At 66.9% G+C, this 19,603-nt stretch carries 15 protein-coding genes; 11 read left to right on the forward strand and 4 right to left on the reverse strand.

The window, feature by feature from the left end; all coding sequences use genetic code 11:
• Window positions 1-5: 5 nt before the first annotated feature.
• The 10 genes from rnr (at window position 6) to AC6H0W_RS05910 (ending at window position 14,134) form a co-directional block, all read left to right on the forward strand.
• A complete protein-coding gene (gene rnr / locus AC6H0W_RS05865; protein WP_497576222.1) occupies window positions 6-2,426 on the forward strand; it encodes a ribonuclease R in 2,421 nt (806 codons plus the stop codon).
• Window positions 2,426-3,187 carry a 23S rRNA (guanosine(2251)-2'-O)-methyltransferase RlmB gene (rlmB, locus tag AC6H0W_RS05870; RefSeq protein ID WP_497576223.1) on the forward strand — a complete coding sequence of 254 codons (762 nt, stop codon included), beginning with the start codon at window positions 2,426-2,428 and terminating at the stop codon, window positions 3,185-3,187. The genes rnr and rlmB overlap by 1 nt, the downstream gene beginning before the upstream one ends.
• A 115-nt stretch (window positions 3,188-3,302) precedes the next feature.
• Entirely contained in the window at window positions 3,303-4,577 is a 1,275-nt protein-coding gene (locus tag AC6H0W_RS05875) for a nitrate- and nitrite sensing domain-containing protein (RefSeq protein ID WP_497576224.1), read from the forward strand.
• A 745-nt stretch (window positions 4,578-5,322) separates the two neighbouring features.
• Entirely contained in the window at window positions 5,323-6,654 is a 1,332-nt protein-coding gene (locus AC6H0W_RS05880; RefSeq protein ID WP_497576225.1) for an ABC transporter substrate-binding protein, read from the forward strand.
• A 36-nt stretch (window positions 6,655-6,690) separates the two neighbouring features.
• Window positions 6,691-7,554: a nitrate ABC transporter permease gene (gene ntrB, locus AC6H0W_RS05885; RefSeq protein WP_497576226.1), complete on the forward strand. Its 864-nt coding sequence runs from the start codon at window positions 6,691-6,693 to the stop codon at window positions 7,552-7,554.
• A gap of 12 nt (window positions 7,555-7,566) precedes the next feature.
• Window positions 7,567-8,415 carry an ABC transporter ATP-binding protein gene (locus AC6H0W_RS05890; RefSeq protein WP_497576227.1) on the forward strand — a complete coding sequence of 283 codons (849 nt, stop codon included), beginning with the start codon at window positions 7,567-7,569 and terminating at the stop codon, window positions 8,413-8,415.
• A 36-nt stretch (window positions 8,416-8,451) separates the two neighbouring features.
• On the forward strand, window positions 8,452-9,207 hold the full coding sequence (gene cobA / locus AC6H0W_RS05895; RefSeq protein WP_497576228.1) for a uroporphyrinogen-III C-methyltransferase: 756 nt from the start codon (window positions 8,452-8,454) through the stop codon (window positions 9,205-9,207).
• Between the two features lie 19 nt (window positions 9,208-9,226).
• The gene (locus tag AC6H0W_RS05900; protein ID WP_497576229.1) at window positions 9,227-12,001 is read left to right on the forward strand and encodes a nitrate reductase; all 2,775 of its coding nucleotides are present in this window, start codon (window positions 9,227-9,229) and stop codon (window positions 11,999-12,001) included.
• Window position 12,002: 1 nt separating this feature from the next.
• Window positions 12,003-13,196 (forward strand): methyl-accepting chemotaxis protein, encoded by a 1,194-nt coding sequence (locus AC6H0W_RS05905; protein WP_497576230.1) that lies wholly within the window; start codon window positions 12,003-12,005, stop codon window positions 13,194-13,196.
• Window positions 13,197-13,240: 44 nt separating this feature from the next.
• Window positions 13,241-14,134 carry a nitrate- and nitrite sensing domain-containing protein gene (locus AC6H0W_RS05910; protein WP_497576231.1) on the forward strand — a complete coding sequence of 298 codons (894 nt, stop codon included), beginning with the start codon at window positions 13,241-13,243 and terminating at the stop codon, window positions 14,132-14,134.
• Here AC6H0W_RS05910 and AC6H0W_RS05915 read toward each other — a convergent pair.
• The 4 genes from AC6H0W_RS05915 to AC6H0W_RS05930 all read right to left on the reverse strand — a co-directional run bounded on the left by AC6H0W_RS05915 (window position 14,131) and on the right by AC6H0W_RS05930 (window position 18,428).
• Complete coding sequence (locus AC6H0W_RS05915) at window positions 14,131-15,771, reverse strand: Na+/H+ antiporter (protein WP_497576232.1); 1,641 nt, start codon at window positions 15,769-15,771, stop codon at window positions 14,131-14,133. The two genes, AC6H0W_RS05910 and AC6H0W_RS05915, sit on opposite strands and share 4 nt — an antisense overlap.
• Before the next feature lie 68 nt (window positions 15,772-15,839).
• Window positions 15,840-16,787, reverse strand: a complete 948-nt coding sequence (locus tag AC6H0W_RS05920; protein ID WP_497576233.1) for an aldo/keto reductase — start codon at window positions 16,785-16,787, stop codon at window positions 15,840-15,842.
• A 40-nt stretch (window positions 16,788-16,827) separates the two neighbouring features.
• Entirely contained in the window at window positions 16,828-17,499 is a 672-nt protein-coding gene (locus AC6H0W_RS05925) for a YoaK family protein (RefSeq protein WP_497576234.1), read from the reverse strand.
• Between the two features lie 2 nt (window positions 17,500-17,501).
• Window positions 17,502-18,428 (reverse strand): LysR family transcriptional regulator, encoded by a 927-nt coding sequence (locus AC6H0W_RS05930; protein WP_497576235.1) that lies wholly within the window; start codon window positions 18,426-18,428, stop codon window positions 17,502-17,504.
• Window positions 18,429-18,546: 118 nt separating this feature from the next.
• On the opposite strand from AC6H0W_RS05930, the gene AC6H0W_RS05935 reads away from it, so the two are divergent.
• Window positions 18,547-19,563, forward strand: a complete 1,017-nt coding sequence (locus AC6H0W_RS05935) for a zinc-binding alcohol dehydrogenase family protein (protein ID WP_497576236.1) — start codon at window positions 18,547-18,549, stop codon at window positions 19,561-19,563.
• Window positions 19,564-19,603: the final 40 nt, after the last annotated feature.

Genomic DNA, 19,603 nt, shown 5'->3' on the forward strand with positions numbered 1-19,603 from the left:
TGTCAATGACTGAGAAACCGAAAAATTCAAAAAAGTCCCGCGATGGCCTCAGCGCCGTGCGCCGGGCCGATCCGTTCTTCGAACGCGAGCGCGCCTCCTACGATCATCCGCTGCCCAGCCGCGAGTATGTCGAGCAGACGCTCGCCGAGCGTGGAGTGCCGATGAGCTTCGACGAATTGTGCGAGGCGCTGGACGTGGCCGAGCATGAAGTCGATCTGTTCGAGCGCCGCATCCGCGCCATGGAGCGCGATGGTCAGGTGCTGCGCAACCGCCGCGGCACCTTCATCCTGCCGGACAAGGCCGACCTCATCCGTGGGCGTGTACAAGGCCATGCGGATGGCTTCGGCTTCGTCGTGCGCGACGACAAGCAGCCCGACCTGTTCCTTGGCCCGAAGGAAATGCGCGAGGTGCTGCACGGTGACCGCGTCATCGCACGCGTGATCGGGCAGGATCGCCGTGGTCGCCCGGAAGGCAAGATCATCGAGATTCTCGAGCGCGGCAACTCCCGCGTGGTCGGGCGAGTGCTCGACGAGCACGGCGTACTGCTGGTGGTGCCGGAAGACCGTCGCATTGCGCAAGACATCCTCGTCGCGCCGGGCGGCAAGCGCCCGAAGGCGGGGCAGGTGGTCACGGTCGAGTTGATCGAGCAGCCTACGAAGGTGTCGCAGCCCATCGGCCGCGTGGTCGAGGTGATCGGGAACTACGCCGACCCCGGCATGGAAATCGAAATTGCGCTGCGCAAGCATCAGCTGCCGTTCGAGTTCTCTTCGGAAGCCAAGGCGCAGGCGCGCAAGCTGCCCAGCGCGGTGCGTCGCAAGGACTACGCCGGCCGTGAGGACATCACCGAGCTGCCGCTGGTCACCATCGACGGCGAAACCGCCAAGGACTTCGACGACGCCGTGTATTGCGAGCGCACGCGTGACGGCTTCCGCCTGATCGTGGCGATTGCCGACGTGTCGCACTACGTCGAGCCGGGTAGCGCGCTGGATGTCGATGCACTCGACCGCGGCAACTCCGTGTATTTCCCACGCCGCGTGATTCCGATGCTGCCGGAGAAGCTCTCCAACGGCCTGTGCTCGCTGGTGCCGAAGGAAGAGCGCCTGTGCATGGTGTGCGACGCCAACATCAGCACCACCGGCGACATCGTCGACTACCGCTTCTATCCGGCAGTGATGTACTCGCACGCCCGCCTGACCTACAACCAGGTGGCGGCGGCGCTGTATGACGAGGATGCCGAGGCGATCAGCGAGCTCAAGCCTTTGCTGCCGCACCTGCAGAACCTCGACCGTCTGTTCCGCGTGTTGCTCAAGGCGCGCGCCAAGCGTGGTGCCATCGACTTCGAGACCACCGAAACGCGCATGATCTTCGACGACAACGGCAAGATCGAACGCATCATCCCCGAGACGCGCAACGACGCGCACCGCCTGATCGAGGAATGCATGCTGGCGGCCAACGTGTGCGCCTCGGACTTCCTGCAGACGCGCGAGCAGCCAGCGCTGTACCGCATCCATGAAGGCCCCGCGCCGGATCGCCTGGAGCGCCTGCGTGGCTTCCTCGCCGAATTCGGCCTGGGTCTGGGTGGTGGTGACGAGCCGCGCGCCAAGGACTACGCCAAGTTGCTCGAATCGGTGAAGACGCGCCCCGACGCCGCGCTGCTGCAGACTGTCATGCTGCGCTCGCTCAAGCAGGCCATGTACAGCCCCGACAACGTCGGCCACTTCGGGCTGGCCTACGAGGCCTACACCCACTTCACTTCGCCGATCCGTCGCTATCCTGACCTGCTGGTGCATCGCGCCATCAAGGCGGCGCTGGGCAAGCAGCAATACACGCCGGGCGACTGGGAGCAGATCGGTCTGCATTGCTCGGGCACCGAGCGCCGCGCCGACGAAGCCACGCGTGACGTGGTGGCCTGGCTCAAGTGCTGGTTCATGCAGGACCGCGTCGGCGAGGAATTCACCGGCAGCGTGTCCTCGGTGGTGCCGTTCGGCCTCTTCGTGGCGCTGGACGATGTCTTCATCGAAGGTCTGATCCACATTTCCGACCTCGGCTCGGACTACTTCCACTACGACGAGACGCGCCACGAGCTGGCCGGCGAGCGCACCAACGTGCGCTACCGCCTGTCCGACCGCGTGCGCGTGCAAGTGGTGCGCGTTGATCTGGAAACCAGCAAGATCGATTTCCGCATGATCGACAGCGAAGAAGAGCGTCCGACCGAGCGACGTGGTAAAACGGCGCGCGAACGTGAAGCCGCCGCTCCGCGAGTGGAGGATGCTCCGCCGAAAGCCCGCAAGGGCCGTGGCCGTTCGCAAAGCACGGCGTCGCGCGGCAAGGCCGCCGCAGCGCCGGCCGCGCCTTCGCCCAAGGCAGCGGAACCCAAGAAACGTAGTCGCCGCGCCCCGTCGCGCGCTGGCAAGAAAGGAAACTGATGGCTGACAACGACAACCCGCGCGCGCGCGAAAGCCGCCTCATCTATGGCTTTCATGCCGTGCTCGGCAAGCTGCGGCGTGACGCCGGCGGCATTTTCGAACTGTATCTGGCCGACACCCGCACCGACATCCGTGCGCGCGAGGTCAACAAGATCGCCGAAGCCGAAGGCGTGCGCATCATCCAGGCCGACAACGAGCGCCTGGAGCGCATGGTGGGCACGCGCCGCCACCAGGGCGTGGTGGCCCGTGTGGACGCCCGTACGCGCGAAATCAAACTGGCCGACGTGCTCGACACCATCGAGGGCGATGCCCTGCTGTTGGTGCTCGACGGCGTGCAGGATCCGCACAACCTCGGCGCCTGCCTGCGCGTGGCCGATGCCGCCGGTGCGCATGCCGTGATCGCGCCCAAGGATCGCGCCGTGGGCCTCAACGCCACCGCCATGAAGGTCGCCAGCGGCGCCGCCGACAGCGTGCCCTACGTCACCGTCACCAACCTCGCACGCGCCCTGCGTGAAATGCAGGATGCCGGTGTGCGCGTCATCGGCACCGACGGTGAAGCCGAAAAATCGCTGTTCGAGGCGGATCTGTCCGGCCCGGTGGCGCTGGTGCTGGGCTCCGAGGGCGACGGCATGCGCCGCCTCACGCGCGAGACCTGCGACGAACTGGTGCGCATCCCCATGCACGGCAGCGTCGAGAGCCTCAACGTCTCGGTGGCGAGCGGTATCTGCCTGTTCGAGGCGCGTCGCCGTCGCGGCGGTTGATGCGCATGGGCGAGGGCGGCCGGGCACTTCCGGCACGCCCCTTGCTCACGGGACTTCATCTTGTTCCTGAAATTGGCATGCGCCCGGCGCATGCGCGCATCGGAGGTTCGCCGGCATGCCCGCGGCGCTGAAATTCCTGCTTGCAGCACGACGCTGCGAAATCCACAGCCTTGAGCAGCTTGCGCTGACCTGCGAACTGGTCAGCGGTATCGGCCAGCTTGTGCACATGCTGCAGCGCGAGCGCGGTGTGTCGAACGTGTTCTCCGCGTCGCGCGGCGGGCGCTTTGCCGATCAGCTCGAGTGCCGCGTCACCGACAGTCTCGCGGCCGAGGCTGCAGTGCGGGCGCTGTTCGACCGGCTCGACACTGAATCCGGCCTGGTTTCGGGCGGCGCGCGTTTGTTCAGCCGCATCGCGGCAGTGGTGCATGGGCTGGACGATCTGCAGGCGCTGCGCCAAGGTGTGCGCAGCCTCAAACTGCAACCCGAAGACATCACCAGCGCCTACAGCCGGCTCATCGGCGGTTTGCTGACGGTGGTGTTCGATGCCGCCGACAGCGCCGGCGACCCTGATGTCTCACGCGCGCTGGTGGCACTGTTCAACTTCATGCAGGGCAAAGAGCTTGCCGGGCAGGAGCGCGCCACCGGCGCGGCGGGCTTCGCTTCGGGCGTGTTCGACATGCCGCGTCAGCAGCGCATGACCTACCTGATCGAGGCGCAGCAACGCTGCTTCGATCTGTTTGCCGAATTCGCCGACGCGCCCATCGTGGCGCAGTGGCGCGAAGCGCTATCGGCCGACGACGTGGCCGAGCTGGAGCGCCTGCGCCGCGTGGCGGTGTCGGCATTGCCGCTGGGCGCCGTGCTCGGTGATCGCAGCGAGCCGTGGTTCGACCTGACTACGCGGCGTATTGACCGCCTGCGTACCGTTGAGGAGCGTCTGGCGGATGTGCTGCTGTATCTCGCCGAGCAGAAGATCGTGGAGGCTCGGGCCGCGCTGCACGACCATGCGGCCCTGCTAAATGATTTCGCCCACGAGCCGCAGCCCGATGATCCGGCCGCGGTGTTCTTCGATGCCTTCCTGGCGCCGGGGGCCTCGGCCGAGCCTTTGAATCCGCAGTTCGGGCGTTCGGTGCTTGATCTGGTGCGTGAGCAGGCGCAGCGCCTGCAAAGCATGGGTGACGAATTGGCGCGCGCCCGCACCGCGCTGCACGAGCGCAAGGTGATCGAGCGTGCCAAGGGCATGTTGATGCAGCACCGCGGCATCAGCGAAGAGCAGGCGTATCGCATGCTGCGCCAGACCGCCATGGACCGCGGCCGCCGGCTTGCCGAGGTGGCCGAGGCGGTGCTTGGCTTCTCCGATTTCTTGCAGGACGACGCCGGCGCCGCGCGCTGAAGCATGCACGCCGGGCGTGCATGGTTTGGCCGGGCTGCACAGTTGAAGTGCGATGAATGCGGCGCAAGGCCGCAGCAGCCCCGCAAAACACAATCATTACAAAGCGATGCGTAACTGGCACGCATAATGCATTAGTCCATTCAAGCCGGCGCATGGTGCGTCGCTACCGAATGTGATGGATCCGATGCGCCTCACTCCCTCCCAGCGTATTCACGCTGTCTGCGCCTTCGTGGTGCCGATCGTACTGGTGTTGATCTTCGCGCCGTGGTCGCAGGTATCTAGCGAAGCCACGGCAGGCGCAGCGGCTGAGTGCGAGATGGTGGCGTCATCGTCTGCGGCACGTGATGCGTGCGCGCGTTTGTCCAAATGACCTCGTCCTTGCGCTGAACCTAGTTTTGCGCACTTGCAATGCCCTGCGCGAGCAGGGCATTTTTTTTGCCGATTGCTTCGTTTCGCGAGCGCGGTTTCGCACCCGGTGAGTGCGAAACGGCTGTGTGCTGCACAGCAACAGTGCGCCCCGATGGCGTGTAACGGGCGGTGTCAGAGCGGCTGGTGTGCATTAAGGCCTTGTACCTGATGGGGTTTTGAGAATTGGCACGCCCCATGCTTAGAGAGTCTCGCAGGGTCAATGACGAGCCTGCACCCAAGATTTCATGGACAACGGCGTCCATTCCCGAGCGTGAGCTGCATGCGCCACGGGGATGAGACGCCGTTTTCTTTTTTTGCTTTTACCAGGGAGTTGATGATGAACAGGAAAGCAGACAAGGTTTCCGCTGAACCCAGTGCCAGCCGCCCGTCACGCCGCGATTTCATCAAGCAGAGCGCCGTCATGGGTGGTGCCGCGATGATGGGCGGTCTGTGGTCCGGCGGCATTCTCGCGTCGAAATCCGACACGCTGGAAACCCGTTCGGCCAAGTTGGGCTTCATTGCCCTGACCGATGCTGCGCCGCTGTTCGTTGCCGACGAAAAAGGTTTTTTCAAGAAGCACGGCATGACCGACGTGCAGGTGCTCAAGCAGTCGTCCTGGGGCACCACGCGCGACAACCTGGTGCTCGGCTCGGCGCGCAACGGCATCGACGGCGCGCACATCCTCACGCCGATGCCGTACCTGATCAGCACCGGCGCGATGACCGCGGGCAACGTGCCGACGCCGATGTACATTCTGGCTCGCCTGAACCTGGCCGGTCAGTGCATCTCGGTGGGCAACGAATACAAGGATCTCAAGGTCGGCCTCGACACCGCGCCGTTCAAGCAGGCGCTGCAGGCCAAGCTTGCCTCCGGCCGCCCGATCAACGCGGCGATGACCTTCCCGGGGGGCACGCACGACATGTGGATTCGCTACTGGCTGGCGGCCGGCGGCATCGACCCGAGCAAGGACATTTCCACCATCGTCGTCCCGCCGGCGCAGATGGTCGCCAACATGAAGGTGGGCAGCATGGACACCTTCTGTGTATGCGAGCCGTGGAACCACCAGCTCATCAACCAGGGGATCGGTTACACCGCCAACACCACAGGTGAAATCTGGCACAACCACCCGGAAAAGGCCTTCGGCATGCGTGCCGATTACGTCGATGCCAATCCGAATTCCACGCAGGCGCTGATCAAGGCCGTGATGGAAGCGCAGATGTACTGCGAGGACCCGAAAAACCGTGTCGAGGTCGCCGAGATCTGCTCGCGCCGCCGCTGGATCAACGCGCCGGTGGCCGACATCGTCGATCGCATGCAGGGCAACTTCGACTACGGCACCGGCCGTGTCGTGACCAATCACCCGGATCAGATGCGCTACTGGAAAGATCAGGCCTCGTATCCATTCCAGAGCCATGACCTGTGGTTCCTCACCGAGAACATCCGTTGGGGCTATCTGCCGGCCAATCTCGACATGAAGGCCCTGGTGGCGAAGGTGAACCGCGAAGACCTGTGGCGCCAAGCGGCGAAGTCGTTGGGCGTTGCGGCCAGCGACATTCCGAGCTCGACCTCGCGCGGCAAGGAGACCTTCTTCGACGGCAAGGTGTTCGACCCGGAGAACCCCAAGGCCTACCTCGACAGCCTGGCCATCAAGACCATTCGCCAAGGCTGAGGCCGGGCGGAGCAGGCATTCTTTCAGGAGAACGACATGAATCAGCCACAAACCCTCTCTCGCGCGCCGTTTGCCGCGTCAACCGGCGCCACGGTGTGGCGTGGTCTGCTCAAGCGCGGTCAGCAGGCCTTCATGTCGCGCCTGCTTCCGCCGGTGGTGGTCATCGGTCTGCTGGTGGCGCTGTGGGAGGTGCTGTGCTCGCAGCCGGGCGCCGCGCTGCCGAGCCCGTCGCAAACCTTGCGTGATACTTGGGAACTGATCGTCGATCCGTTCTACGACAACGGCGGCAACGACGTCGGCATGGCCTGGCAGATTCTCGCCAGCCTCGAGCGGGTGGCCTATGGCTACACGCTGGCGGTGGTGGTGGGCGTGAGCCTGGGTGTGCTGGTAGGGCAATCCACCTGGGCGCTGCGCGGCCTCGACCCGCTGTTCCAGGTACTGCGTACGGTGCCGCCGCTGGCCTGGCTGCCGATCTCGCTGGCCGGCTTTCAGGACAGCAACCCGTCGGCGATCTTCGTGATCTTCATCACCGCCATCTGGCCGATCATCATCAACACCTCGGTGGGCATCCGCAACATCCCCGAGGACTACCGCAACGTCGCCCGCGTGATCCGTCTGAACGGCCTGGAGTACTTCTGGAAGATCATGCTGCCGGCCGCTGCGCCCTACATCTTTTCGGGGCTGCGCATCGGTGTCGGCCTGTCGTGGCTGGCCATCGTCGCGGCCGAGATGCTGATCGGCGGCGTGGGCATCGGCTTCTTCATCTGGGACGCATGGAACTCGTCGCTGATCAGCGACATCATCCTGGCCCTCGTCCTTGTAGGCATCGTCGGCTTCCTGCTAGACCGCATGGTCGCGTGGGTCGGCCATCGCATCACCCGTGGCACCTCGGCCGGCTAAGGAGACGCAATCATGAGCAAAGGTTCTCTCGAAATTTCCCGCGTGGAAATGAGCTTTACCCGCAACGGCATCACCAACCCGGTGCTGAAGGACATCAACCTGTCGATCAAGAGCGGTGAATACATCTCGCTGATCGGGCACTCGGGCTGCGGCAAATCCACGGTGCTGAACATCGTCGCCGGCCTGCTGCGCGCCACCTCCGGCGGCGTGCTGGTCGATGGCAAGGAGGTCAACGAGCCCGGCCCCGACCGCGCGCTGGTGTTCCAGAACCACTCGCTGCTGCCGTGGCTGACGGTGTATCAGAACGTCGAGATCGCGGTGGACAAGATTTTCGGCAAGACCAAGTCGGCCGCCGAGCGCCGCGACTGGATTCTCTACAACCTCAACATGGTGAGCATGAGTCACGCGCTCGACCGCCTGCCGTCGGAGATTTCCGGCGGCATGAAGCAGCGCGTGGGCATTGCCCGGGCGCTGGCGATGGAGCCCAAGGTGTTGTTGCTGGACGAGCCCTTCGGCGCGCTCGATGCGCTGACCCGCGCGCACCTGCAGGACGAGGTGATGCGCATCCAGTCCGAGCTCAACAACACCGTGATGATGATCACCCACGATGTGGACGAGGCCGTGCTGCTGTCCGACCGCATCGTGATGATGACCAACGGTCCGTCGGCCACGATCGGCCAGATTCTTGAAGTCGATCTGCCGCGCCCGCGCGAGCGCCTCGCCTTGGCGGATGACCCGCGCTACAACCGTTATCGCCATGAAGTGCTGAGCTTCCTGCACGAGAAGCAGCGCAAGGTCGAAGACCTCGGCGCGGTGCGCCGTTCGGCCGAAGCTTCGGCACCCGCCGCCAAGCGCGCCTGATGCACGGGCACGCCTGGCGTGCCGCAGGAGACTGAAATGAACAAGGTGTACATCGTCGGGGCTGGCCCGGGTGCGGTGGATTTGTTGACGTTGCGTGCAGCCCGGTTGTTGTCCGAGCGGGCCGAAGTGGTGCTGACCGACGAACTGGTGTCGCCCGACGTGCTGGCCCTGCTGCGACCCGAGGCCAAGCTGCTGCGCGTGGGCAAGCGCGGTGGTCGGGCTTCGACCCCGCAGGATTTCATCCACCGTCTGATGGTGCGCTATGCACGGCGCGGCAAGGTGGTGGTGCGCCTCAAGGGCGGCGATCCCTTCGTGTTCGGGCGGGGCGGGGAAGAGGTTGAAGCGCTGGCGGCTGCCGGCTTGGAGGCCGAAGTGGTACCCGGCCTGACGTCGGGCATTGCAGTGCCGGCGTCGGTGGGCATTCCGGTCACGCATCGCACGCACACGCACGGGGTCACGCTGGTCACGGCCACCTGTGGCGACGGTTCCGGCCCCGACTGGAAGGCGCTGGCCGCCACCGGCACCACGCTGGTCATCTACATGGGCCTGGGGCGGGTGCTGAGCGTGGTGGCGCGGCTGATCGCCGCCGGCTTGTCTCCGGCCACCCCGGCGGCGGCGATTGCCTCGGGCACCTTGCCCGGCCAGCGTCATGTCAGCGGCGCGTTGTCCGAATTGCCCAGCCGCATCGCGGCGGACGGCCTCAGCTCACCGGCCATCATCGTGGTGGGTGATGTGGCTGCGTATGCCCATGCCAGTGCCGGCATGAGTGCAGGTCAGTGCATCGCGGCCTGAGGCAGGGCGAGGAATCGACATGGACAGGATAGACATCCAGCGCATCCGGCCCGAGCCGTCGGCGGGTGAGGTGCGCTCGACGTGCTGCTACTGCGGCACCGGCTGCGGGGTGGTGATCGAGCACGCCGGTGGCGTCATCACCGGCGTGCGCGGCGACACCGAACACCCGGCCAACTTCGGCCGGCTGTGCACCAAGGGCTCGACGCTGCATCTGACCTCCGGTACCGCCGGGCGGGCGCTGCACCCCGAATTGCGCAACTCGCGCGAGGCGCGGCGCATGCGCACCGATTGGGATACGGCGCTCGATACGGCAGCCGATCGCTTTGCCGACATCATCCGCGAGCACGGCCCGGATGCCGTGGCCTTCTACATCTCCGGCCAGTTGCTGACCGAGGACTACTACGTCTTCAACAAGCTGGCGCGCGCGCTGGTCGGCACCAACAACATCGATTCCAACTCGCGCCTGTGCATGTCCAGCGCGGTGGCGGGCTACAAGCACACACTGGGCGCCGACAGCGTGCCGGCCAGCTATGAAGATCTGGCGCTGGCCGACCACCTGCTGATCGCCGGCTCGAACACCGCGTGGGCGCACCCCATCGTGTTCCGCCGCATCGAGGACGCCAAGCGCGCCAACCCCGATCTGTTCATCACCGTGGTGGACCCGCGCCGCACGGAGACGGCCGAGTTCGCCGACCTGCACCTGCAGATCGCACCCGGCTCCGACCTGCTGCTGTACAACGCCATGCTGCACGTGCTGCTGTGGGACGACCTGATCGACCGTGATTTCATCCGCAGCCACACCAGCGGCTTCGACGAGCTGCGTGCAGCGCTGGCCGAATACTCGCCGGGCAACGTGGCCGCGGCCTGCGGTGTCGAGGCCGCGCAGATCATCGAAGCCGCGCGCCGCTTCGGCAAGGCCAGGGCGGCGCTGTCGATGTGGTGCCAGGGGCTCAACCAGTCGCACCACGGCGTGGCCAACAACGCCGCGCTGATTCACCTCCATCTGGCCACCGGCCACATCGGCCGGCCCGGTGCCGGGCCGTTTTCGCTCACCGGTCAGCCCAACGCCATGGGGGGGCGCGAGGTGGGGGCGCTGGCCTCCATCCTGCCGGCGCACCGCGACCCGAAAAGTGCCGAAGACCGCGCCGAGCTGGCGCGCCTGTGGGGCGTGCCGGCGCTGCCGGAAAACCCCGGCTTGGCCGCGGTCGGCCTGTTTGATGCCATTGCGGAAGGCAAGGTCAAGGCGGTGTATATCGCCTGCACCAACCCGGCGCAGTCACTGCCCGACCTCACACGCGTGCGCGAGGCTTTAGGCAAGGCCGAGTTCGTGGTGCTGCAGGAAGCCTACGCCGACACCGAAACCGCCGAGTTCGCCGATCTGCTGCTGCCTGCCGCCGGCTGGGGCGAGAAGTCCGGCACCGTCACCAACTCCGAGCGCCGCGTTACGCGCGTGCGCCCGGCCATCGCGCCGCCGGGCGAGGCGCGGCCCGACTGGGCCATCACCGCGGATTTCGCACGCCGGCTGGCCACCCGCCTGGGCAAGTCGCCGGCGCTGTTCGACTTTGCCGACGAGGCCGCCATCTTCGACGAGCACGTGGCGCTCACCGCCGGGCGCGATTGCGACATGAGCGGTTTGTCGCACGCCGTGCTGGAGGCGCGTGGCCCCCAGCAGTGGCCGTTCCGGCCAGGCGCCGAGAGGGGCACCGTGCGTCTGTTCGAAGACGGCGTGTTTCCCACCCCGGACGGACGCGCGCGCTTCGCGCCGGTCGGTTATCCGTCCAGGCATTCGCTCACGCCCGAGCCGCTCAGCGCACGCCGCCCGTTCATGCTCACCACCGGGCGCCTGCGCGACCAGTGGCACGGCATGAGCCGCAGCGGCAAGGTGCCGCAGTTGTGGGGGCATTCGCCGCGCGCCGCGATTGCGGTGAACCCGGTTGATCTGGTGCGGCGCAACCTCACCGCCGGTGAATTGGTGCGCATTGCCGGCGCACGCGGTGAAATCGTGCTGCCGCTGGCAACGGACGAAGGCATTGCGCCCGGCCAGGCGTGGATTCCCATGCATTGGGGGGCCGCCACGCTGGCGCACGGCGGGCCGAATGTGCTGACTTCACCGGTGGTCGATCCGGTATCCGGCCAGCCGGCGCTCAAGCAGGCCGCCGTCGGCATCGAGCCGGCCGAACTGGGCTGGCGTGCGCGGTGGGCGGCTGTGGCGAATGATGCCGGCGCGGCGGTGGCCTTGATGACCGCCGTGCGGCCGCATCTGGCGCAGTTCGGCTATGCCGCGCTGGAGCTCGCCGGGCGCGAGCGGCCGGTGGTGGTGTTGAACGTGGCTAACGGCTGGGCCGTGCCCGAGGCGCTGCTGGCGCCGCTCGATGTCGCGTTTGGCTGCGGCGAAGGCGAGCCGGTGCTGCGCCTGTCGGACACCCGCCGCGGCATCGATAAACGCGCGCGCATTGCGGGTGAGCAACTCGTGGCGCTGCGGCTGGCAGGCGAAACCGCCGCCTTCGACTGGCTGCTCGACGCCATGCTCGCCGGCACGGCGATGGGCCCGTTGCGGCCGTGGATCTTCGCGCCGCTGGCCACGCCGCCGGCGGGGGCTGCGCGCAGTGTCGGCCGCACGGTGTGCAACTGCTTCGGCGTGTCGGAGGCGGCCATTCGTGACTGCGTGGCCAGCGGTGACGACCTGAATCAAGTGCAGGCCAAGCTGCACTGCGGCACGTCTTGCGGCTCGTGCCTGCCTGAACTGCGGCGCCTCGTGCGCACCTCTGAACCGCAACTTGCTACCCGAAACTGATATGGATGACTCTGCCGCAATCGACGGTGGCCGCGTGCGCGCGGCCGGCAGCCAGCGCTCGTTGCTGAAATGGGTGTGCGTCACCTGGGGCGCGGCCGGCCTCGGCCTGGGCCTGGCGTTCGCTGCGCCGGATGTGGTGCTCAAGGTGGTGGCGCTGGTGTTTGCCACCAGTGCGGCGGTATCGGGCGTGATGGTGGTCGTGGCGGTGCGCCGCCGTCTGCGCGAGTTGGAGCACTTCGCCAGCGAACTCGCCGATGGCAAGCTCACTGCGCGCATGCCCACCGCCGCGGCCGATGAATTCAGCTCGCTAAGCGAATGTTTCAACCGTGCGGCACGCAAGCTCGCGGTGATGCTCACCGAGCTGGGCCGCGCCACGGCCGAACTGCGCAGCGTTTCGGGCGAGGCGGCATCGAACGCGGTGGCAGGCGAGCAGGGTGTGTCCGCGCAGCGCGACGTCACGGTGTCGTCGGCCGCCACGCTGGAAGAACTCATCACCAGCTTGAGCCAGACGCGCGACGGCGCCGCCGAAGCGGCGGCCTCGGCACAGGCATCGGTGGTGGAAGCCGGGCGCGGCACCGACATGGTCGGCGGCGTGGCTACGGCCATGGAGGCGCTGGCCAATGACGTGCGCGGTGCCTCGGCTGCGGCGCGCACGCTGACCGAGCGCTCGCGCGAGATCGACGGCATCGTCGCCACCATTGCCGACATCGCCGGTCGCACCAATCTGCTGGCCCTCAACGCCGCCATCGAGGCCGCTCGCGCCGGCGAGTCCGGCCGCGGTTTTGCCGTGGTGGCGGACGAAGTGCGTCAGCTTGCCGAGCGCACCACCCAGGCCACGCGCAGCATCTCGAACTTGATCGCCGCCGTGCATGGTGATGTCGCCCAGTTGGGCGAGGCCGTGCGCGCCGCCGACGACAAGGCGCATCTCAGCGCCGTCGCGGCGGCCGATGCATCGAGCGCGCTGGCTTCGATACGCGCTGCGGCGGAGCAGGCGCTGCTGCACATGAACGACATTGCCGCGGCAAGCCGTGAGCAGAGCACGGCCGGTGAGCGCATCGGCGGCGACATTGAGCGCGTGGCGCGTGTAGCCGATGAGAACGCCCAGCGGCTGGCCGAGAGCAACGAGCTGGCGACCTACCTGAAGCATCTGGTCGGCCGACTCGAAGAGCATCTGCAGCATTACCGCTACGAGTAGGGCAACGAGAATCGAGGCGAAAGGGACGCGACATGCAAAGCGGAATGATCTTGTGGGCTGTGCTGCTGGTGCTGGCGGTAGCCATGCCGCTTTGGCTGATGCTGGCACGCGGGCTGGCGTGGAAGCCCGAGCGCGCGCGCCGTTCGCTGGCCGCTTCGGCCGACATCGTGCGGCTGGTGCAGAGCGTGCAGCAGCATCGCGGCATGAGCGGCGCCTGGCTGGCGGGTGACCAGAGCTTCGGCAGCAAGCTGCCGCCCAAGCAGGCGGAAGTCGAGCGCCTGTTCGATGCGCTGGAGCCGGCGGTGCGCAGCGAGAGCAGCGAGGCCTACCCGTGCGTGCGCGTGGCGGAACTGCGTGCGTTGCATGCGCAGTGGCAGACGCTGATTGGCGGCTTGCGCGCCACCACGCCGGAGAAAAGTTTTCAGGAGCACTGCCAGATCGTGGCGCGGCTGCTCGACTGGCTGCGGGCGCTGGGCGAGGCACGCATCGGCCAGCCCGGCGGCGCGGCCGACGAAATCCCGGCCGTGCGCAATTTTTCGTTCCGCCTGCCCACGCTGGCGGAGAGTCTGGGGCAGGCGCGTGCGCTGGCGAGTGCAGCCGCCGCGCGCGGGCATGTCGCACCGGTGACGCGCGTGCGTCTGGTGTTCTTGCTGTCGCGGGCCGAATCGTTGCTCGCCACGGCCTCGAACGCTGTCAAGGGCGAGTCGTGCGCGCAGCAGGAGCAGGCCAGCGTGGCGGTGCAAGGCTTTGTGCGTGCGCTGCGGCAACGCCTTCTGGGGGGCAGCGTGAGCATTGCCGCGGCCGAGTGCTTTGGGCTGGCGACGCATGCCGTCGATGGCGTGTTCGCGTGGCAGGCGGTCGAGCGCGAGCGCATCGAAGCGGCGCTGGGCGTGCGGCACGGCGCCGTGCCCGTGCTGGCTGGCCGTCAGGGTGCTTAGCGGTAGCGCGCTTCGATCAGGTCGATGCGCCGCACCAGTTTGCGCGAAAGTTCATCCGAGATGCGGTAGTGCCGGGCCAGGTCGAAGATGGCGTGGCGCTCGGCCTCAAGTGCCGCCAGATGCAGCGTGACCTCCGCTTGGTCGGCGCGGCGCAGTTGCTCGGCATCTTCTTCGCCGGTGAGGTTGTCGCCGTGCAGGGCAGACTGGTAGTGCGCCATGACACGCACCGCGGCATCGGCATACAGCGCAGCCTCGTCCGGGCTGCCGTCACAGGCGCGCTCCCGTGCCTTGTCGACCGCGGCGATGGCCGCTGCGGCAGCTTGTCGCAGTGCCAAGCGTTCGGCGCTTTGTTCGGCAGGCTCCTCCGGCAGGCGCAAGCCCTTGAGCAAGGGGGGCAGGGCGATGCTGGCACCGAGCAGCGACAGCAGAATCACCGACGCGGCCAGAAAGATCACCAGATCGCGCGCGGGGAAATCGCTGCCGTCACTCATCACCAACGGCAAGGTAAGTACGCCGGCGAGCGTGATGGCACCCCGCACCCCGGCCAGCGACAGCGCCGCCACGGCGCGCCAACTCACCGGTTGCGACGGCTCAGTCGCCGAACCGCGGCGAAACAGGGTGATGCGCAGTGACACCCACACCCACACGAAGCGCAGCGCGGCGAGCCCGACACTGATCCCCAGCGCATACACCAGCAGCCACCAGTCGGAGGTGTGACCGCTCTCGAGCACTGAATCCGAGGCGCGTTGCAGGATGCCCGGCAACTGCTCGCCGAGCAGGACGAACATGATGCCGTTGAGCGAGAACTGCACCGTGTCCCACACCGCCGCGCGGTGCACGCGCGTGGTGGCCAGCGCCCGGCCGCTCAGTTCGACGTAGCTCATGGTGATGCCGGCCGCCACCGCAGCCAGAATGCCCGAGGCCTGCAGCGCTTCGGCCAGTAGATAGGCGCCGAAAGGGGTGAGCAGGCTGACGAGGATGGGCGACCCGCTTTCCTCGCCCAGATGGCGGGACAGCCAGCGCTGCGTGAGGCTGACTCCCCAGGTCACGGCGACGCCTACCAGCACGCCGATGCTGGCGATCCATACAAAGGTCGTTGATGCCGACGCCAGCGAGAAGCTGCCGGTGAGTGCGGCGGCCACGGCAAAACGGAAGCACACCAGGCCGGAGGCGTCGTTGAGCAGCGATTCGCCCTCGAGGATGTGCATCATCCGCTTGGGAATTGGCACTTTGGCGGCAATCGACGACACCGCGACCGGGTCGGTAGGCGAAATCACCGCGGCCAGCGCGAAGGCCACCGGAAGCGGAATGGCCGGAATCATCCAGTGAATCAGGTAGCCCGCGCCGAGCACCGTGAACACCACCAGCCCGAAGGCCAGCGCGAGGATGATGCCGCGATCGTGCAGCAGGCCGATCTTGGGCACGCGCCAGCCATCGAGGAACAGCAGTGGCGGCAAGAACAGCAGAAAGAAGATTTCCGGCTCGAGCGCCACGCCGTGCCCGAATACGCCCGCAATCACCGCGCCGAGCGCGATCTGGATCAGCGGCAGCGGAATCGACAGCGGGATGACGCGCACCAGATAGCCGCTGACGACAACCGCCAGCAGCATGGTCAGGATGACTTCGATGGAGTGCATGTTCGGCGTCCGGGGCGCAGCGGCAGGTCAGCACGTATTGTGCAGCAGCTATCGCGCGCTGGAAGTGTTCAGGCGATGCGCTCGAAGTCTTCCACCATGCGTCGGCGCAGCGCCGCATCGGGCAGTGGCCCGTGCAGCGCGCCCATGTTCTCGCTCATGTGGGCGGGTTGTGAGGTGGCCGGAATGGCGCAGGTGACCGCCGGGTGCGAGATGACGAATTTGAGGAACACCTGCGCCCAATTGCTGCAGCCGATCTCCGCCGCCCACCCCGGCAGCGCAGCACCGCGCACGCGATCGAACAGCCGCCCGCCATCGAGCGGGCGGTTGATGATCACCGCGCAGCCATGCTCCGCGGCCTGAGGCAACAGGCGCGCTTCCACCTCGCGGTGGGCGAGGTTGTAGGTGAATTGCACGAAATCCAGCCGCTCGCGCGCGACGATGCGCTCGACCTCGTCGTGCCGCCGCCCGTGCGAGGTGGTGATGCCGATGCTGCGCACCTCGCCCTCTGCCTTCATGCGCTGCAGCGTGGGCAGGTGGGCCTCCCAGTCGAGCAGGTTGTGGATCTGCATCAGATCGAACTTTGGCAGGCCCCACAGTTGCAGCGAGCGTGCCATCTGGCGCTCGCCCATGCGTTGGCCGGGCGTCCATACCTTGGTGGCCGAATACAGGTTCCTCGCGCCGGGGCTCTGTGGCAGCAACTCACCCAGCACGGCTTCGGCCCGACCGTACATCGGAGACGAATCGATGAGCCGTCCGCCGGCAGAGAAGAAAGCCTGCAGCACTTGCCAGCGCGCGGTGAGCGCATCCGTGGCTTCGCGGGAGGTGCGCACATCGAAGGTGATCCACGTACCCATGCCGATGGCCGGCAGGCGCTCGCCGGTGGCGGGCACCGTGCGCAGTATCTGTTCGGCCGCCAGCGCGGAGGGAAGGTGGGGAAAGCTCAGGGCGCCCAGCGCCGACAGGGCCAGAAAACGCCGCCGCTGCAGGTCGGGTGAAGAAGGCTGCGAGGAGTTCATCGGCCAAGCTCCGCGAATCGATGCGGGTGGGACCGTGGCATCAAGGCTGCGTTCGGTCGAGTCCCGCTCTGCGTGATGCGCGATGCCACTCCACCCCGGCCGCCACGATCACCAGTGCGGCGCCGGGAATCAGCGACAGCTTCAGATAAGGATCGACGAGTGCCCCGATGGCAGCGCCAACGAAGTACAGCACCCAGGTCATCGCCAGCGGGCCGGACTCGGGGCGGGCCTCTTCCGGCCGTGCGGCGGAGTAGGGCACCACGCGGCTTGCCAGCGACTGAGCGAGCCTGGCCATGGTGTTGGTGAGCACTACCGTGCTAACGGAGGTGTGGCGGTAACTCACCAGCACGGTGGCCTGCATGCCCATGGCGGTGACGGTGAGCAGCAGCCAGGCAGGCTGAGTCGGATCGAGTGCGCAGGCCACTGCCAGCAGCGCGGCTTCGATCCACAGCACGAAGCGGCCGGCCTTGCCCTTGAAGCTCATCAGCACGCCGCCGATGGCCGCGCCGCCGAAGAAGGCCAGCAGCGTCGAGGCGCGCTCCAGTGCAGTCACCCACTCGCGTTCCGCCAGCGAGATGCCGGCGAGCACCGTGTTGCCGGTCATGTTGGCGGCGAACACCTGTTGCTGCAGATAGCCGGTGGCGTCGATGTAGCCCGCCGCAAGGCACAGCAGCACGATGGGCAGGGCGCTTTCGTTTTTGGCAGAGGTCATGGTCAGCGTGGGCGTTGGCGGTGCGGGTCGGTATTGGACAAGCCGGCGAAGCGCGTTTCGAGGTGCTCGCGCAGCAGGCGGATGGTGGGGGAGAGCAGGCGGCGGTTGGCGCATACCAGATTGAGTGGCACGGCTTCGCCTTGCCAGCCCTCGCACAGCATGCGCAGCCGCCCGGCGGTGACGTCGCGCGCCACATCCAGCCACGAGCGGTAGCAGATGCCGTGGCCGGCAACGCTCCAGTGGCGCACGGCATCGGCATCGTCACTGCTGCGGTTGCCGCGGACATCGACCTCGACGACTTCCTCGTCCCGCACGAAGCGCCAGCGTGTGTGGCTGTGGTCGCCAAGGCGAAAACACAGGCAGTTGTGCTGCGTCAGTTCGGTCGGGTGGGTAGGCGTGCCGTGGCTTTGCAGATAGTGCGGTGCGGCGCACAGCAGGCGTCGGTTGAGCGGGGCCAGCGGCAGCGCGACCATGCCGGAATCGGCGGGTGTGCCGTAGCGGATGGCGACGTCTACCGGCTCCCGGTGTACGTCGGCCAGGCGGTCGGAGAGCTGCACGCGCAGGCTCAGGTCGGGGTGACGCTGCAGGAAATCATCGAGCCAGGGCAGGATCACGTGGCGGCCGAGGTCGGACGGCATGGAGATCGACAGCTCGCCGCGAATCACGCTGCGGCCGGCCTGCAGTTCGTCCTTGACCTCGCGCAACTCGGCCAGCGCGGGCCGGCAGCGTTCGAGCAGGCGTTCGCCCTCGGGCGTCAGGCGCAGGCTGCGCGTGGTGCGCACCAGTAGCGGCACGCCGAGTTCCGCCTCGAGCCGCTTGAGTGCGGCGCTGGCCACGGCAGGCGACAGGTCGAGTGCACGCGCCGCGGCCGACAGGCTGCCCAGTTCGGCGGTGCGGATGAATATGTCGAAGTCCTGCAGGGCGCGCATTTTCAATAAAAATTTGAAATAGATGAATCATATTGCACCTTTTTCAATTCATTGGCGCGGGTGAAGATGCGCCACCCACTACTGACGCGGCCCACAGGCCGCCCCAAGGAGACCCGTCATGAAAGCCATCGGATATCAGAAATCCCTGCCCATCGACCACGCTGACGCGCTGGTGGATGTCGAACTGCCCGAGCCGGTGGCCGGAGGGCACGACCTGCTGGTCGAAGTGCGCGCCGTCGCCGTGAATCCGGTTGATACCAAAGTGCGCATGCGCGCCCAGCCGGAGCCCGGTGGCTGGCAGGTGCTGGGCTGGGACGCCACCGGCGTGGTACGTGCCGTCGGGCCGGAAGTGAGCCTGTTCAAGCCGGGTGATCGCGTGTGGTACGCCGGCTCCATCGCCCGAGCGGGCAGCAACAGCGAACTGCAACTGGTGGATGAGCGCATCGTCGGCCCGATGCCGACTTCGCTGGATTTTGCCGCCGCCGCCGCCCTGCCGCTGACCAGCCTCACCGCGTGGGAGATGCTGTTCGATCGCCTCGTCATCGAGCGCGGCAGCCGCAGCAATGGCAAATCAATCCTTATTATCGGCGCTGCCGGCGGCGTCGGTTCGATCATGGTGCAGCTCGCCCGCCGCCTCACCGGCCTGACCATTGTTGCTACCGCCTCGCGCCCTGAGAGCCAGGCCTGGATCAGCAACCTCGGCGCCCACCACGTCATCGACCACAGTCAGCCCTTTGCCCCGCAACTGGAGGCCATCGGAGTGCCGGCGGCCGATTACGTGGTGAGCCTGACGCACACAGAGCACTATTTCGACCAGATCGCCGAGGTCATTGCCCCGCAGGGCAAGTTCGGCCTCATCGACGACCCGGCCGCGCCGCTCGACGTGATGAAACTCAAGCGCAAGAGCATCTCGCTGCACTGGGAGCTGATGTTCACCCGTTCGCTGTTCACCACCCCCGACCTGCAGGCCCAGCATCACATCCTCACCGAGGTGTCGGCGCTGGTGGACAAGGGCGTGGTGCACACCACCGTCGCCGAGAACTTCGGCCGCATCACTGCCGAAAACCTGCGCCACGCCCACGCGCTGCTCGAATCGGGCAAGTCACGCGGCAAGATCGTGCTGGAAGGGTTCTGAGGGGGCGTGAGGAGTTGATTCCCGGGTCTTCCGGGCCCGG

The organism is Pseudazoarcus sp. NS20, assembly GCF_059703745.1.

Excerpts from the sequence above, each read along its gene's own strand:
- AC6H0W_RS05915 (WP_497576232.1), bottom strand. The coding sequence starts at position 15,771 with ATGCACTCCATCGAAGTCATCCTGACCATGCTGCTGGCGGTTGTCGTC.
- ntrB (WP_497576226.1), top strand. The coding sequence starts at position 6,691 with ATGAATCAGCCACAAACCCTCTCTCGCGCGCCGTTTGCCGCGTCAACC.
- AC6H0W_RS05935 (WP_497576236.1), top strand. The coding sequence starts at position 18,547 with ATGAAAGCCATCGGATATCAGAAATCCCTGCCCATCGACCACGCTGAC.
- AC6H0W_RS05910 (WP_497576231.1), top strand. The coding sequence starts at position 13,241 with ATGATCTTGTGGGCTGTGCTGCTGGTGCTGGCGGTAGCCATGCCGCTT.
- rnr (WP_497576222.1), top strand. The coding sequence starts at position 6 with ATGACTGAGAAACCGAAAAATTCAAAAAAGTCCCGCGATGGCCTCAGC.
- AC6H0W_RS05890 (WP_497576227.1), top strand. The coding sequence starts at position 7,567 with ATGAGCAAAGGTTCTCTCGAAATTTCCCGCGTGGAAATGAGCTTTACC.
- cobA (WP_497576228.1), top strand. The coding sequence starts at position 8,452 with ATGAACAAGGTGTACATCGTCGGGGCTGGCCCGGGTGCGGTGGATTTG.
- AC6H0W_RS05880 (WP_497576225.1), top strand. The coding sequence starts at position 5,323 with ATGAACAGGAAAGCAGACAAGGTTTCCGCTGAACCCAGTGCCAGCCGC.
- AC6H0W_RS05925 (WP_497576234.1), bottom strand. The coding sequence starts at position 17,499 with ATGACCTCTGCCAAAAACGAAAGCGCCCTGCCCATCGTGCTGCTGTGC.
- rlmB (WP_497576223.1), top strand. The coding sequence starts at position 2,426 with ATGGCTGACAACGACAACCCGCGCGCGCGCGAAAGCCGCCTCATCTAT.
- AC6H0W_RS05905 (WP_497576230.1), top strand. The coding sequence starts at position 12,003 with ATGGATGACTCTGCCGCAATCGACGGTGGCCGCGTGCGCGCGGCCGGC.
- AC6H0W_RS05900 (WP_497576229.1), top strand. The coding sequence starts at position 9,227 with ATGGACAGGATAGACATCCAGCGCATCCGGCCCGAGCCGTCGGCGGGT.
- AC6H0W_RS05930 (WP_497576235.1), bottom strand. The coding sequence starts at position 18,428 with ATGCGCGCCCTGCAGGACTTCGACATATTCATCCGCACCGCCGAACTG.
- AC6H0W_RS05920 (WP_497576233.1), bottom strand. The coding sequence starts at position 16,787 with ATGAACTCCTCGCAGCCTTCTTCACCCGACCTGCAGCGGCGGCGTTTT.
- AC6H0W_RS05875 (WP_497576224.1), top strand. The coding sequence starts at position 3,303 with ATGCCCGCGGCGCTGAAATTCCTGCTTGCAGCACGACGCTGCGAAATC.